The sequence below is a fragment of the Streptomyces sp. PA03-5A genome, from assembly GCF_033792725.1.
Taxonomy (GTDB): domain Bacteria; phylum Actinomycetota; class Actinomycetes; order Streptomycetales; family Streptomycetaceae; genus Actinacidiphila.
Window position 1 is genome coordinate 88,310 of record NZ_JARAVL010000020.1, and the last position, 14,841, is coordinate 103,150.

Annotated in this window: 13 protein-coding genes; 9 read left to right on the plus strand and 4 right to left on the minus strand. The window is 67.7% G+C overall.

Going from position 1 to position 14,841, the window contains the following annotated elements; all coding sequences use genetic code 11:
- Position 1: 1 nt before the first annotated feature.
- From PV410_RS24815 to PV410_RS24825, 3 genes are all read right to left on the minus strand, one after another.
- Positions 2-1,933 (minus strand): hypothetical protein, encoded by a 1,932-nt coding sequence (locus PV410_RS24815; RefSeq protein WP_500327788.1) that lies wholly within the window; start codon positions 1,931-1,933, stop codon positions 2-4.
- A complete protein-coding gene (locus tag PV410_RS24820; protein WP_500327790.1) occupies positions 1,930-2,349 on the minus strand; it encodes a hypothetical protein in 420 nt (139 codons plus the stop codon). The genes PV410_RS24815 and PV410_RS24820 overlap by 4 nt, the downstream gene beginning before the upstream one ends.
- A gap of 130 nt (positions 2,350-2,479) precedes the next feature.
- The gene (locus PV410_RS24825) at positions 2,480-3,661 is read right to left on the minus strand and encodes a dsDNA nuclease domain-containing protein (RefSeq protein WP_500327792.1); all 1,182 of its coding nucleotides are present in this window, start codon (positions 3,659-3,661) and stop codon (positions 2,480-2,482) included.
- Positions 3,662-3,837: 176 nt separating this feature from the next.
- Between PV410_RS24825 and PV410_RS24830 the strand changes: the two genes are divergently transcribed.
- The 6 genes from PV410_RS24830 to PV410_RS24855 all read left to right on the plus strand — a co-directional run bounded on the left by PV410_RS24830 (position 3,838) and on the right by PV410_RS24855 (position 8,392).
- Positions 3,838-4,548, plus strand: coding sequence for a hypothetical protein (locus tag PV410_RS24830; protein WP_500327793.1), 711 nt, complete (start codon positions 3,838-3,840; stop codon positions 4,546-4,548).
- Between the two features lie 400 nt (positions 4,549-4,948).
- Positions 4,949-5,149, plus strand: coding sequence for a hypothetical protein (locus PV410_RS24835; RefSeq protein ID WP_500327794.1), 201 nt, complete (start codon positions 4,949-4,951; stop codon positions 5,147-5,149).
- Between the two features lie 432 nt (positions 5,150-5,581).
- Positions 5,582-5,827, plus strand: a complete 246-nt coding sequence (locus PV410_RS24840) for a hypothetical protein (protein ID WP_500327795.1) — start codon at positions 5,582-5,584, stop codon at positions 5,825-5,827.
- Positions 5,817-6,356 carry a hypothetical protein gene (locus tag PV410_RS24845; protein ID WP_500327797.1) on the plus strand — a complete coding sequence of 180 codons (540 nt, stop codon included), beginning with the start codon at positions 5,817-5,819 and terminating at the stop codon, positions 6,354-6,356. The genes PV410_RS24840 and PV410_RS24845 overlap by 11 nt, the downstream gene beginning before the upstream one ends.
- Positions 6,357-7,894: 1,538 nt before the next feature.
- Complete coding sequence (locus tag PV410_RS24850; RefSeq protein ID WP_500327798.1) at positions 7,895-8,134, plus strand: hypothetical protein; 240 nt, start codon at positions 7,895-7,897, stop codon at positions 8,132-8,134.
- A 9-nt stretch (positions 8,135-8,143) separates the two neighbouring features.
- Complete coding sequence (locus PV410_RS24855) at positions 8,144-8,392, plus strand: hypothetical protein (protein WP_500327800.1); 249 nt, start codon at positions 8,144-8,146, stop codon at positions 8,390-8,392.
- Positions 8,393-8,400: 8 nt separating this feature from the next.
- Here PV410_RS24855 and PV410_RS24860 read toward each other — a convergent pair whose 3' ends face one another.
- The gene (locus PV410_RS24860) at positions 8,401-9,132 is read right to left on the minus strand and encodes a hypothetical protein (protein ID WP_500327801.1); all 732 of its coding nucleotides are present in this window, start codon (positions 9,130-9,132) and stop codon (positions 8,401-8,403) included.
- Positions 9,133-9,244: 112 nt separating this feature from the next.
- Here PV410_RS24860 and PV410_RS24865 point away from each other — a divergent pair, with 112 nt between their 5' ends.
- From PV410_RS24865 to PV410_RS24875, 3 genes are all read left to right on the plus strand, one after another.
- Positions 9,245-10,339 carry a DNA polymerase Y family protein gene (locus PV410_RS24865; protein WP_500327802.1) on the plus strand — a complete coding sequence of 365 codons (1,095 nt, stop codon included), beginning with the start codon at positions 9,245-9,247 and terminating at the stop codon, positions 10,337-10,339.
- Between the two features lie 744 nt (positions 10,340-11,083).
- Positions 11,084-12,235, plus strand: coding sequence for a hypothetical protein (locus PV410_RS24870; protein WP_500327803.1), 1,152 nt, complete (start codon positions 11,084-11,086; stop codon positions 12,233-12,235).
- Between the two features lie 815 nt (positions 12,236-13,050).
- On the plus strand, positions 13,051-14,841 hold a 1,791-nt coding region (locus PV410_RS24875), incomplete at its 3' end, for an NB-ARC domain-containing protein (protein ID WP_500327804.1).

Below are 14,841 nucleotides of genomic sequence, written 5' to 3' on the forward strand. Positions count from 1 at the left end.
ATCACCAAGGACCGCTGGCGTCACCGCCGGACACGGCTTGCTCGCCTTCCGGGGACTGATCGGCCGGTTCTCCCGTCGGCACGAGCCGATCCGTGTCCGAGAGTTCCAGGGCTCGGTGGATGCTGTTGATGGGCGGGGGGTCGTTGTCGGTGACGATGATCTGCAGGCAGTCGATGTGTTCGGTGGCGCTCGCCAGCAAGGTGGCGTACATCTTGCGCAGCCGCTCCAGGTCGATCCCTTCGTGACCGACGTTGCTGCTGATGCCGTCGATGATCAAAAGGTTGGGCAGGAGCATGGCGTCGTCGTGGAGTGCGACGTGCTGGTGTGCGAGGACGTGGGCCACGTTGACGAGGACCTCGACGCCCTGTGACTGCAGGTCGGCGAACGAGCGCCCGTCGACGACAGGCATGTAGGTTTCCCGGTTGATTCGGGAGCCGGGCCGGTTGTCGAAGCGGGGGGCGTCGAAACTGCGGAGGGCATTTTCGAAGGCTTCGTCAAGCTCGTCCAGGCGGGCGTGGACATGAGGGTTGCTGTGCCGGGAGGCGGCGATACGGTTGTTGAGCTCTTCTTGTTCCCGCTCCAGCTCCGCAATTCGTTCGCTCTGTCCCTGCAGGCGGTCGTGCAGAGACAGAGCGTCGTCGATGCGGGCCAGGTGTTCTTCCAGCCGGGCCTGTTCAGCGGCAATGGCGCGGATGCGGTCAGTGTGGTCGGTGACGTAGGTGGCGGTGGCGCGGTCGAGCTTCTCCCCGAGTTCGGCGCGGAGGCGCCCTTGAGCAGAACGGGCGGCCTCGAGTTCGTCGAGGCGGCGTTTGCTCCGTTCGATGAGGTCTTCGGTCTCGGTGACCTGTTCGATGACGCGGTCCTGCTCGGCGGCGAGCGTGGACGGGGCTGCATTTCGTGGTGGGTTCTGCAGGCAGAGCCTGCAGGTGTCTTCATCGCCCCGTTCGGGAACGCCGGCGCCGCAGCGCGGGCAGGTGTGGAATTCGAAGTCGTTCAGCAGCCGCTCGGCGACCAGCGCGCGAGTGAGGCGGCGGCTTTGGGCGATGAGTTGGTCGCGTAGTTCTTCGAGCCGGGATACGGAGACGGCTTCGGACGCGGCTGCGTCCGAGATCCGGGCGAGTTCGGCCTCCGTTTCCCCGATCTGCTCGCGCAGGGCGACGGTGGCGGGGTGGGTGAGGCGGCGGGACAAAACCTGGTCGGCCTGACGTGCCTGGACCAGTTGCTGCTCGGTTTCCTGCCGCTGGACTTCGAGATGCGCCCGAGAGGCGAATGCGGTGGTCTCCAGGATGCGTTCCAGGGTGGTCGCGTCTGCCGTGAGGGCGTTGAGCTCGGTGGTCACGGCGCGGAGACGCTCGCGCAGTCCTGCGGCTTCGGGGTCGTAGAGGCCGTAGAGGATCTCGAAGACGTACTTGCGTTTGATGTTCTTCTGAGTGTTGTCCGGCGTGCCGAAGACGGAGGTGTCGATCTCTTTCTGCCTGAGGACGCAGTACATCAGGTAGTCGCTGATGGTGACCGGGATGAGAGGGCTGGTCTCGTCCGTGGGGGCGCGGGGGACGCGGATGCGGGGCAGGCCGAGCATGGTCAGCCACCAGTCGCGGAAGGTCTGGTCGTAGCCCGCCTGCAGCTGGCTGGCGGGCAGGCGCCACACCTCCTGCTCGCCGCCGATCTCGGCGATGTCGACCTTGGCGGTGGAGGTGCTGACGAGTTGGCGCACAATGCGGAAGCGGCGATCGCCAATGAGTACGGTTCCGGAGATGGACCGGCCCCGCAGCTCGGGCACGACGCTCACTTCGGCGCCCAGTAGGGCCCGCAGGCAGCTCACGGTGGCGGTCTTACCGCCGCTCATGGAGCCCACGATGGCGTTCATGCCGGGCTCAAAGCGTACGGTGCGGGTGGTGCCCACCAAGGTCACTTCTTCGATGCGCAGTCTCACAGGTAGGTCCCCCAGTCCGCCTCGACGATGTCGGGGAACGTCTCGTAGATGAGATCCTTCAGCGTGGTGCCGCTCAGGTTGAAGTGGCGGCGCAGCAGTAGGGCCCGCTCTCGTACTGGACGCCAGCTCTCGGTCTCGGCAAGGGCATGCGCGACGGTGTGCCCGGCTCGGGTAGCGCAGTAGGTGGCGACCGCGTCCTCGTGCTTGGGCTCGATCAGGCCCTTGCCCGTGAGGGCCCCAAGCAAGGTGTAGTAGGTGGGATCCCACGGCCCGTAGCGGTACCGGATCATGCTCTGTTCGATCGCGCCGGTCAGCCAGGGGTCCTCGCCGATGTCCGTACCGGGTCGCCGGGCGGACATGAGCTTGCGAAAGTGACCGGGGTAGCGCAGCAGGAAGTCCAGCTTGGCGAGCTTCATCCGGCCCTCGATGCCCTTGCTTCCCTTCGTTTCAGAGAAGACATCGATGAGTAGCAGCAGGCGTGCTTGAGCATCGACGGAGGGCGGCTGGCCATCAGCAGGCCGGTCCACCGGCGTGGATGTGGCAGTGTCAGGAGGCGTCACGAGCGTTCCCCCAGTCGAAACGGCATTCGTCCGACACAGCGCACGCCCGGCCCACAAGCAGAAAACCGTCTTGTGCGTACAGCGGCACGCGGTCGTAGGCGCCGGGGTTGTTCTGCAGTTCGACCTGCAAAGCGTCAAAGATGGCGTTCGCTGGCCGGGGATTGTCTTCGTGAGCGCGACCGACGCGGCGAGCCAGGAACAGCAGCCGCTGGTCGAGGTCCGCCTCCACGGCCGGGTCGTCGGGCCAGGTGCCGAGCGCCGCTTCCCGGAGCCGGTGATGGTCTGCGTTGGCTCGCATCATCTGCGCTTCCTGGATGACGCCTTGGGACGCGGCTCCCTGCCGCAGTTTGCGAACGAGGCTGGTCTCCGAGTTGCTCAGTTGCAGAGAGAGGTCCTGGAGCAGGACGTGGTCCGGACGCGTGAGTCGCTGCCGTACATCGGCGATGACCGCAGCCGAGACGCGCTTGTTCAGCACGGCAGCCGGCGGATTGTCTACGGCAAGCAGCTCGGTCCACCGGGCCACGGGACGCCCCTGCATGGCTTCCCGCGTCCGACGCAGCAACTCCGTGTAGAGGGCGTCGATCGTGGCCATCGGAAGCCCGGGCCCCAGGTCGGCAAGTACACGGGTGTTGTGGGCTTCGACGCTCTCGCGGCGTACGAAGGACCGCACCCGGACGAGCCCCAGGAACTCGCTCAGCTGGTCGTCATCGGCGACCTTCAGGTGGGCGCCGACACGCCGGCGGCACGCCTCCAGGTCACCACCCCGTCCCCGCGACAACGCGATCACGAGCGCGTCAGCGGGGTCGAGGTGCCCCTCCACGCCAGCGGTCAGCTGATACACCTGCCCGGAACCCCGAACAGCCGTGTGTGTGCGCCATAGGCTCTTCAACGGCTTCTTCGAGATCACATCCGCCAGCGTCCACGGCTCCACCGCGTCGCGAGTCTTGATCTGCTGGTAGTCCCAGAACAGATCCCCGTCGGCGCATCGGGAGTCGCCCTTACGCGCGACGACGATGTCCTCGATGTGCTCACACGTGACGTGCTCAACTGCGCCGCCCGCCAGCATCTCCAAGACCGCCTGCACGGCGACATGGACCTGGTACTCGTACCTCCGCAGAGTCGGCGAACCCGTGTCGTCTGGTGCTTCGATCTCGATCGGATCGGCCATTCGCCCCCCATTTCGTCACTCCCCGAGCACGCAGCGTAAAGCGTTTGCGATCTTTCGTCGATGGTGCCGACCAGCAGGGTGAGGAAGTCCGTACCAGGCGTAACCCTTCCGAGTCCCCGACGTACTACCTATCGGCGGGCTGCAGCCCGTCCGTTCCTTCGAGTCCGGAGAGCCGCATGTTCGACACCTTCGAGACGGGTGCCACCGTCCGCTACGAGATCACCGCCGGGGAGGTTCTCGAACTGCTGGCCGATCGTCAGGGCGCTGCCGCGGATCCGTCCGTAACGATCCCCAGCGTGCGGGTGGCCGCCGGTCTGACGCACGACCTCGCCAGCCTGCTGAGCGACAAGTGGGCGCTGAACACGGGCGAGCAAGCGGCGGAGGTCCTGACGCAGTTGCTGGCAACCGTTGACGGAGTAGCGAAGGCGCTCGACCGGATCAGCCAGTGGGTGGAGCAGAACGAGCACGACCCATCCCTGGCCAGCCAGCTGTGGTCGCTCGGCGCTGGGTTGGCCACCGAGACGTCAGCCCGCGCAGAGGGCCTCTCTGCGCAGCTGGCAGCGCTGCCCGGCCGGGTCGGGGAGCCGAAGTCCCTGGGCGAGGCCGTCGACGGCATCGAGGCGTACCTGGTGAAGCTGGGGTTCACGGTCGCGCAGAGGGAGTACGACCCGAAGCCCCCGTCCGGCCACGTCTACGGGCAGGTCACGGCCTCGCTTGCCGACGGCCGCCGCCTGGATCTGGTGTACGACGGCGGCTCCTTCACCTGGGCCGCCATCCTCGGAGAGCAGGACATCGAGCTGCCCATGAGCGCGTGGGAGTACCACCCCGAGCACGTCGTCGAAGAGGCATTCGCGAAGCTGGACCTGCCCCTGCCCGCAAGGGCCTGAACCGCGGCCGCCGGCTCCTGTCGGCCGCCACCCGTACCGTAAACGACCTCTTCCCGCCCCCCGACCGCGACACCGTCGACGTCGTCCTCACCGGCCCCGTCGACCAGGTCGCCCGCGTCCGCGCCTGGATCGAGGCCCGCGCCGGCGACGGGAGCAGCATGCTCACCGACCAGCCCGACGGCCTCGCCCGCTGCCGCATGCGCATCGTCGCGCCGACGGAAATGGACGCGACCTGAGGAACACCAACACGAGGGTTTCGGTGATTCGCGGGCGGTAATACGACCTCGCAGAGCCGCAGTGCACCTGCCCTACAGCGGCTCCCCGAAGGGCCTCCGCCCCTCGGCGCCCTTGTAGATCGGGGTCCCCTCCCCTCTGGGCCCCGATCGGCGAGGAGGACCTGATGGACGAGACAATCCGCATGCATCGCCCGGGCGAGAAGGTCCCGGTCAGCGGCATCTATGAGTGCACGTGCGGCGAAGGGCACCGCTTCACCATCACGAGCACCAACGTGCAGGGCCACACCTTCCCGCCAGTTCCGGAAAACTGCCCCGGCATCGGCTGGAACCTCATGATCCCCGCCCGCGTTGAGCACAGCCCGTAGAGCCCCCCAGCAGCCCGCCCGGCTGCGCGGGGTCTGGTGCTGCGGCCGGGCGGGCCCAAAACGCGGCCCCGCTGGCGCGTCCTTCCCTCCTCGGCGGGGCCGCCCTACTGCCCGGGACCCTCCACCGACGCCACGCGCCCGCGCCCCGCCAACTTCACGCCCTCGCCCCACAGCTGCATCTGCTTCTGGAGGCACGAGTCCCACAGCGGATTGCCCCCGACGCCGTAACGGACACAGGGCTCGAAGCACTTCCGGCAACTGCCGTTCGCGATCCTCGGAGGGGTAGGAGTGGCCATGTCCCGCACAGTAACCCCAGCCACTGGCAAACACGGCTCCCGCAAATTCACCTGTTCGGCCGAAAGGAGTCGCCGCCCCGGCGTCGCCGCCGTTTCATTGCCCTGACCGCATCCGCGTTCGAGTGGGAGGTGGCCGATGTACCACATGCGCCCCGAACACATAGCAACCGAGATCGGAACCTGGCAGCTGTGGCACGCCGTCGACGACAACGGCAACGCTCTGTGCGGACAGACCCTGAGCGACAAGACGCCTCACACGCCAGGCGTCACCCGCGAGGACTACTGCACCACCTGCATGCACGCCGTCGGCGCCGCACTAGCCAGCCGCACACGCAAGACCCAAGCCACCTCCCCCGCCGGAGGCGTCCTCGATGCGCTCTGAAACCTCGCGACAGCGCGGACGCCGACCGAGGCTGGTCGACCGATGGCGCCAATCAGCAAACCAGCACCTCACCCCCACCAAGAAAGCGCTCGTCGTCACGTGGCTGTCCTTCACCACCACCTGGGGCACCGTCCGAGTGATCACCCACGGCATCCGCGGCGGATGGCTGCCCTGGGGAAACATCTCCGCTGGCGGCCAACACCTGCACCACTACAACATCGGCATCGCCACGCTCGCAGGCATCGGACTCATCGCAGTCCGCGGCGACCAACGCGCCATCGGACACCCCGCCATCGCAGCCGCCTACGGCGCAGGCACCGCACTCATCACCGACGAGTTCGCCCTGCTCCTGGACCTCAGCGACGTCTACTGGTCCAAACAAGGACGCCTCAGCATCGACGTCTCCCTGGGCTTCCTCTCCACACTCGGCGCCTACCTCACCGCCAAGCCCTTCTGGGACGAGGTCGCCCGCGTCACACGCCACCACATCGCCCACGCCGCAAAGCAAGGCATCTCCGCCACAACCTGAACCACATCACGAGTGGTCCCTGCCAGCCCAGGCCGGCAGGGACCACTACAAGAGGGCGTCGAGAAGAGGCGTGGCGACAAGCCCTCCCGTAAACAACACTGACTACTCCAGCTCCACCCCCGCACCCCCAACGCACCCACCCGGGGGACCAAGCCTTGCAAATTGCGCACCCGCAGCCCGGCGTCTCATCCACCCCCCAATGGCCACGACCTCGCCCATTCGCCACAGCGGCCCCCGCCAGACACCCGGCGGGGGCCGCACCCGTTCAGACCTGCATCAAAACTGCAAAAGCCGCAATCCTGTACGATCCCGCCACGGTTGAGGGCCACCCCGGGGCCGGGCGGCAGAGGCCACTGCCGACCGGCCGCCCCTCATCCGGCGGAGCGCAGCCGTTCCATCCATGCGGGGAACAGTCAGGTGCAGGAAGTCGGCCATAGTCGCCTGACTCAACCGAACGGCCTCGCGGGACGGGAGCCCGCACTCCCGGGCGTCCTGAGCTGGGTTGTCCCGGATTTTGGGCGCGTCTCAGAGGAAACAACACAGGCTCCACTTGCTGGTGGCCGTGAAGTACGCACCGCCGTAATCGGGGGTAGGGTGAGCGGTCGCGCGAAAATCGCGGGATCCGGAATTAGGTAGCTTGCTATATGGAAGTACATCCTGGCCTGTGAGGCCGCTCTCGAAGCGGTTGCAAGTACCTGAGTAAATCTTGTAGACAGTCCGTATCTCGGGTCCGCGGTCAGAGGTCTTGCGAACCGTGATTTGGACATGGCTCACAGTGTCACCTCCTGCACATGTCTGGAAATAGTAGTTTTGCGTACTATTCTTTCCCCCTCTCACGCGGAAGGTGTGTGAGAACTTAGCGTCGTGCAGGTAGTTAGTTCCAATATAGACACCGCTGAATGCCCGTAGAGTTCCCGCAACGGTGATTTTCCAGCCGGGGCCGACATCTGGGAATGTGTCAGCCTGCGCTACGCCAGCGAACGGGATGGGGGCGAGCAGGGCTGCGATTGCCAGGGCACGACCAAGCATTTCAGAACCTCGCGAATCCAGAAGGAGCACGGTTGGAATTGCCGCGGCTTCTTTAAGTGGTCCCGCGCGCTTGTCAACGCAGGTGGTGCGTCACGGGCAACGCCTGAGGCGTAAAAGCATCCGTGATTCCAGGCTGCACCCTCTGGCCAATGGTTGCCACTCGCCGGAGAGGGAAACGATCTGGGCGCGCTGGACACCGCCCTGGTCGCCCTCCAGGCCATCCGCGAACGCCTCGCCAGCACCTACTGAGAATTAATGCGTGATGTCGCCGGGGCTCATGGCGAGGCCGGTGCCGATGAGGCAGCCGGTGATGATGGTGGGTCGGTACTGGATCTGGCGTAGGCCCCGTCGGACTGCGGTGAGCACGGATCCCCCGGGTCTGCTGGCAGACCGCCACTGTTCCCGGATACCCTCCGAAGCACGAGTGGTGATGGCAGTCGGAGGACAGCATGAGCGCCCAACCCGCGGACACTGGCCCTGCACCTCAGGCCGAGCCCACGATCCGCAGCGTGCGCGCCGCTCTCCCCGCTGAGTACCGGTCTGCCTTCAACGACGAAATCGACAGCACCGAGCTCCACCGCATCAGCCAGGTCTTGGCTGACTGGGACGCCCGTGCGCGGGCTCTCGCCGACCCCGCCATGATCGCCATGGTCCGGCGCATCGCGAGCGAGCGGGCCGGCCATGCCGAGCGGCCGCCGGTACTGTCCGATGCCGCAGTTCGGGCCCTCGCGCCGTCCCTGCGGCCGTAGCCTGACGTCGTGCCCTTCGAGATCGACATCAGCGCCGAGGCCGCCGACGACCTGCAGCAGCTACAGCCGTGGGCCCGGCGCTCCCTGGATGCGGCTCTCCTGGTGGCTGCCGCCGACCCGTCGCGACTCCCCGCCCTTCCGCAGGAGTCACTGGCTGCCCGAATCATCTCCTTCGCGGACGGCCGCGGGCTGTGCATGGTGGAGGTCGATGAGGACAACAAGCGACTGGTGCTGCGCCTCATTCAGCCTCCCCGCTGAGCCCTCGTTCAGCCCGTAGCCGAGGCGCGCCAGCTGCTCCGCATCTCGCTGAACTCCTTCAGACGCGCCTGCAAGAGGTCTTCGGGCTTCTGGAGGTGGCAGTCCAGGACGTGCACACCTTCCCGGAACGGCTCGAATCCGATCTTGGCCCACACGGCGGCCAGCTTCACGCGGGCCTGCGCCAGATCGGCGTCACTCTGTTCCCGCTGGCCCTCGGCTGATCCCGGCTCGCAGACCACAGCCGCGCAGCCCGCGGACAGGCGCCGGATCGCGGCGCCGGCCAGCACCGGTCCGAGGCCGAAGCCGCGCCAGGACGGTTCCAGAATCACTCGGTCCATGATCAGCAGGTCACCGATGGGGTGGGCCAGCGCGGCCTCGAAATCCGGGTCCCACTGGCCGGAGGCGACATCGAGTACCACTTCCCCGATGCCGGCCGTGTCGCCGGTGTAGGAGTCCATGGCCTCCCAGGGATGGTCCGGTCCGTACATGCGTACGCGAACGAACTGCATGCGCCCGACGACCACCTCCTGCACGCTGTCCAGTTCCTCATCCTGGATCTCGCCTCCGAAGGCGAGGTCCTCGGCCAGGATGTCGGGATCGATCCGTGCCGTGACCGTCCACACCTCCAGGGTGTCCTCGAACTCGTACGGGATGATCGGATGCTCGTGGGTGTAGGCGAGGCTGATCAGTGAGGGGTTCGCGGGCATCCGCCGCGCCGGTGCCGGAGTAAGAGTCGTCACGCACCGGACGCTATCTGGGACCACCGGCCTGCAGGTCCGCTTCCACCGAAGATGCACTGATCAGGTGTGCTGCGCTCCTTCCCCGCCTCGCCGGGGAGGTGTCACCCGGACGGTGGATCTGGGGCGTGTGCCCTCGCAAGCTAAATCGAACAGCTATACGATTGATGTGGAGGTGGTGACCATGGACAGCGGATCGCTGGGTGCTGAGCTGGGCGCGCATGTCTTGCACGTCCGGGCGATGGAGCTGGGCGTGACCGACGGCGCCTACCGCGAGCTGCTGGCGCTGCTTGGTGACGTCACCCCCGTGGTGCAGCCGCTGCCGCCGGGCGCTGCGCTGGCCGATGTCGCCGGAGCCGTCCATTACTGGAGTCGCACGCCCTACGAGCTCGCTCAGCGCATCAGGGTGCGCGCCCTCGGCGCCCTGGGACTGCCCGTATCCGTGGGCGTGGCGGCCACCTGGGCCGTGGCGGCCATGGCCTCTGCGCACCCTGGGCGGGGCGGCATCCGTGTCATCCCCGACGACCACCGTGCGGTGCGTCGGTTCCTCGATCCGCTGCCGGTGGACAAGTTGTACGGGGTCGGCCCAGCGCAGGCCGCGACGCTGACCCGCTACGGGCTGCGGACGATCGGACAGGTGGCACGCCTGCCCGAGGAGACGCTGCAGCGCGTCCTGGAGGGCCGGGTCCAGGCCCGGCTGGTCCACGAGCGAGCACGCGGAATCGACCCGCGCCCCGTAAACCCCAGCGTCCTGCCGCAGAGCATCAGCCAGCAGCGAGCCCTCGATGTCGACACCCTGAACCCTCACCTGGTACGGCGGGAGATTCTGGACGCTGTCGTGGACATCGCGCAGCAGCTTCGCGAGCGGGGCCAGGCAGCCCGGGTCATCAGCCTGGGCGTGTCCTTCGCCGGCGGCAGCAGCGTGACGCGCTCCAGGACGATGCCCGCGCCAAGCGCCTACACCGACGATCTGCGTGCGGTAGCCGAGGACCTCTTCCAGCGCATGGCCTTGGAGCGCGCCCGGGTGCATGGTGTCTCGGTGCGCGCCGAGCAGCTGGTCGACACCGACGATGCCCCTCTCCAGCTGAGTCTCGATCCGCAGCGGGAGGCCGGGCACCGCCTGGACCCCATCGTCGACGCTGTGAACGCCAGGTTCGGTCCAGGCACCGTCACCTGGGCGCCGCTCGCCCACCGCCGCCGCAGTGCCTGACCCCGGCGGGTGACGTGCACGACGACCTTCCCAGCGACCCAGGCGACCTCCGCATCCTCGAGGGATACCTGCTCCGCCAGGTCGCGCGGATCCGAGAACAGCAGGATGCGTCGGGACCAGTTCATCCCGACCTCCCGGCCGACCCCGGCACGCTGCAAGTCATCGAGGCCCACACGGCAGAGCAGCTCCGGCGCGCCAGCGAGCAGCTGTACTGGGTGGAGACCGGCGATCGCCCGTGGGTCTCCGGACCCGATCCCGGGTGGCGGCTACAAGCTCTGCCCACCGCGGTCCATCACCCGTCTCGCTTCGTGATGCACAGGGCGGACTGTTGGATCGACAGCGGGGAGACTCTCACCGCGGCGGAAGCCGCCGCCTGCGCGGGCCGCCCGCACGTGGAGCGGTGCAGCCTCTGCCGGCCCAGCCCACCGCCCAGCCGATTACCGCGGCGGCGTATCCGTCCCGGCGGGTGGGCCGCCGTGCACAATGCGACGGAATTCGCGTGAATTAACTTCGAGGAATTTTAGAAATGTTAGCTGCGGAAATTCAGGCGGTCAGGGCGCCCCTCTGAAGGGGCGCTCCGAGGACACCATAGGGGTACGACCTCATCACTGGCGGACATCCGATCCCGGTCCCATCGCCAGCAAGTCCTAGCCAGACGAGGGCAGTTGTAGCGATGATCGTGGTGACGACGGCGCTCGTGCCGGTGCGCCTTCCGCGCGGTACATGCCGTGGAGAGGAGAGTCCATGCACCGTGCCCGGGAGGCGGACAGCGGACGCCACGTGGAGTTGCGGCACATCGGGCCGCCGCGCCAGATCACCGGCGACCTGATCTGCTGGCAGTGCAGCGCCCCATACGTGGCGGTACGTGGCTACACCCTCGGGAGCGGCACCGCTGTGCGGCCCGCTTTCCGTCTGGCGCCTGGCGCCGAGCACGACGAGAACTGCCCGCTCAACCCGGTCAGTGTCACCAACCACATCGCGCGAGGCTCCCGCGGCCTGGCCGAGGTCGACTCTCAGGGCGTCCTGAGGCTCGCCCTGCCTCAGGACCTGGCCGAGGTGCCGCCCGACGCGCCCGACGGCGAGATGCCGGACCCCCGTCCGGTTCGGCACCGGGTCGCCACGGTGCGGCCCCTGCTGCCGCTGGCCGTAAATAGTGCCGCGAAAATCGCGCAGGTCCTACAGACCCACGGCGACGGCCTCGCTGACCGGTTCACGGTCCAGCCGCACGGCGGCCACCCGATCCCGTGGGCGCGGTTCTGCTACGGGCCGAGCCACGATGCCTACGGGGACCTGTACCGGCGCTGCCGCCGCGGTGAGAGCCTCACGCATCCGATCGCTGTCACCGGGGCCGTCCAGCGCGTTAACCACGACCGCCAGGGCCGCCCCTACATCGCGCTCGCCCTCAACGTCCCGGCCGGACGGGAGGTCTTCCACGTAGCGGTCCGCTCCGCGCACCCCGGCCTGATGGAGCCCCTGACGGAAGGCACCGACGTGCTGGCCATCGGAAGCTGGACTGTCTTCTACGGCGGAACTCTGCCCCAGCTGCGGCTGTGGGCCGACGAGCACTGGCAGCTCGCCTATTGGACCACCGGTGACGACGGGCAGCAGACCTCCCCGCGATGCCCGGCGCCCGTCGCCGCGGGCACAAGCCAGCCCGCGGACCACAACCGTCGGGACGGCGCGCGACCACCAGCAACGGGCGCACGCACTGGTACCTCATCACGGTCGGCGGCCGTTGGCCCTCCCACGACCGGCGACAGCCCTTCGGTGGAACGGAGCAGTGCACCGTCGGAGGCAGTGATTCGCCCGATGTCGGCATTCCCGCACCCTGACGCGAGCGCAGGCGGCCGGCGGTCGGCGCTGGGGCGGTGGCTCCGACAGGTCCGTGGGGCCTGAGCAGCCTAGAAGGGCGGGTCCTGCCAGCATCCTCCGCTCGCCCCACCACCGTCGTCGGCCTCTGGTGGCCAGGTCCAGGTCGGCCGGGGTGGGCGCACGTCGGTGGGCCGCATCAGGTCCTCGTAGGGCCCGCCCCACGCCTTGAGCCCGTCGATCGCGTACCGCCGGTGGGGCGTTCACAGGTCGCCAGAAGGTCGCGGGCGTGCGTCGCCAGATCGCTACGGTGGTGGACGAGGTCAGGGTGTTCTCCGAGCGGAATGGCCGCGGGCTGCGTGACGTATGGCCGGCACGGCGCAGCCAGGAAGGGGGCGACCGCTGCGAACAGTAGAGGCCGTAGCGCCCGCACGGCCTCGATCTCCGGTGAGACGTCGCCCGACCCCCTGGTCCTTGAACAGTGCTGCGGGCAGCGTGGACGGGTAGACGCTGTTCTGGTGTCTCAGGGGCTGCTGCTCCAGGGCGTCCATCACACGTGGGTGGACAGCGGGGTCGAGGACGCGCAGGGCCGCCAGGAATGCGGGTACGTCGTTGCCCGGGCCACGGGCGTGCTCCAGAGCAGCCCAGTCGGTGCCTTGGAGAAGGTCGGGCAGAGAATGCGCCAATGCGACCGTTCTGTGGTCTGGTTCGCTCGTCTCTGGCACATGCTATGCAGGACCTGCAGCAGGCCAACCCGGGGTACTACGGAGGCGGATCGAACCCCTGCATGTGGATGGCCATCATTCTGATTCGGCAGGTGGATGCCGGTACTCTCCGGGTGCCATACAGGGCAGGCGTGTGTACTAGGGGAGTAGATGCGGGGACGTGCGTTCGCGGTATCTATGGTGGGGCTCTCCGTCTTCGGCTTCCTGCTGTCGGCCCTGTTGGCGCTTGCAGCCAACGCGGCAACCAACCAGAATCACTGGCCAGGTGTACTAGACGAGCTGCGCCAGCAGGCGTGGCCCTCGGTCGGGATCCTGGTGGGGCTCTCCCTTATCCCCATCATCCTGGTGACCTGGGCGCAAGTGCGTCCGCAGGCTGGCCATAACGACCCGCCACCGCCACGGCCCGAGAGCGTGCCGGAGTGGTTCGTGGCACGGGCCGAGACACGGCAGGCAGTCATCGCCGTGAGCTGGCGCTTCAGGGCTGTGGGGATCACCACCGGCTTCTCAGGAGCCGGCGGCTTCGGGAAGACCACCCTGGCCACCGCAGTGTGTGCCCACTGGTGGGTGCGATTCTTCTTCCGCCGCCGGATCTACTCCATCCCCATCGGCCGCGATATCCGAGGCCGAGCCGCCATCGCGGCCAAGGTCGCCGAAGTTACCCGGTTCATCACCGGAGACGCCGAAGAGTTCAGTGACCCCGTCCTCGCCGGGCAGCACCTAGGCCGACTTCTGGACCAACGCCCCCGCATGCTGCTCGTCTTGGACGACATCTGGGAAGAAGAACAGCTGGCCCCATTCCGGTACGGCGGCCGTCGTTGCACCCGCTTGATCACCACCCGAAACCCGAGTCTCCTCCCCACTGGCACCGTACGGATTCCGGTTGACCAGATGTCAGCCGATCAGGCGCAGGCGCTGCTGACCTGGCGCCTTCCACCCATCCCCGCGGATCTTGTCGACGGCTTGCTGAGGGCCACCGGCCGCTGGGCGCTGTTGCTGCGGCTGGCGAACCGGCTCATAGCCGAACAGATTGCTGCCGGGGCTACCCCGGCCGACGCACCGCGCACCGTGCTGCGACAACTGCGCACTCATGGTCCTGCGGCTGTCGATGACCCAGGCGCCATCTGGCGCTTGGACGATCAAGAGGAACGCAACAAGGCCGTCAGAGCCAGCATTGAAGCCGCGACGTTGCTTCTGCCGCCTGGCGGAGCCGACCGCTTCGCCGAGCTCGCCATCTTCGCCGAAGACGAAGCCATCCCCGTCTCTCTGGTCGCCCTGCTCTGGCATGCCACAACCGGACTCACCGAGCCCCAAGCCCAGTCTCTATGGCGAAAGCTGCGAGACCTGTCCCTGATTACCCTCATCCCCGACCACGGCGGCCGGATCGGCCTCCACGACGTCATTCGGGACTACCTGCGTGCCGCCCTCGGCACCGACGCCCTCACCACGCTTCATGGCCGGTTCACCGACGCCGTGGCCGCGACCCTGGATCCAGCCGCACCGCTCACCCCCACGGTTCCAGACCACGGCCACGCCTGGTGGGAAGTGACGGACAGATACCTGCTGGACCACCTCATCGAGCACCTCCGGGCGGCTGGTCGCAGCACGCAAGCCGAGGCTGTGGCCGGCGACATCCGGTGGGTGGAAGCCCGACTCGTTCAACGAGGGCCCACCGCCCCCTGGAGCGACCTCACGCAAATCGACACCCCCCACGCCCGTGCGATGGCACGATCGCTGGCACAGACTGCTCACCTACTCAACCCTGTTGAACCAGATCGCCTTCTAGCCAACGTGCTACACGTGCGCTTGCAGCATCACCCGCTCTGGCATGGGCAAATCGTCGCTCGCCAAAACGACTCCACCCGGCGGCCGCTGCTCGCCGCTCAATGGCCCCTGCCCGACCAGCCTGACCGCGCATTCCAACGCGCCCTTACCGGCCACACCGCCTGGGTGACCTCGGTGGCGATTTCC

What these genes read in the sequence shown, in the direction of transcription:
- PV410_RS24820 (WP_500327790.1), bottom strand. Translation starts at nt 2,349, where the DNA reads ATGAAGCTCGCCAAGCTGGACTTCCTGCTGCGCTACCCCGGTCACTTT.
- PV410_RS24825 (WP_500327792.1), bottom strand. Translation starts at nt 3,661, where the DNA reads ATGGCCGATCCGATCGAGATCGAAGCACCAGACGACACGGGTTCGCCG.
- PV410_RS24830 (WP_500327793.1), top strand. Translation starts at nt 3,838, where the DNA reads ATGTTCGACACCTTCGAGACGGGTGCCACCGTCCGCTACGAGATCACC.
- PV410_RS24835 (WP_500327794.1), top strand. Translation starts at nt 4,949, where the DNA reads ATGGACGAGACAATCCGCATGCATCGCCCGGGCGAGAAGGTCCCGGTC.
- PV410_RS24840 (WP_500327795.1), top strand. Translation starts at nt 5,582, where the DNA reads ATGTACCACATGCGCCCCGAACACATAGCAACCGAGATCGGAACCTGG.
- PV410_RS24845 (WP_500327797.1), top strand. Translation starts at nt 5,817, where the DNA reads ATGCGCTCTGAAACCTCGCGACAGCGCGGACGCCGACCGAGGCTGGTC.
- PV410_RS24870 (WP_500327803.1), top strand. Translation starts at nt 11,084, where the DNA reads ATGCACCGTGCCCGGGAGGCGGACAGCGGACGCCACGTGGAGTTGCGG.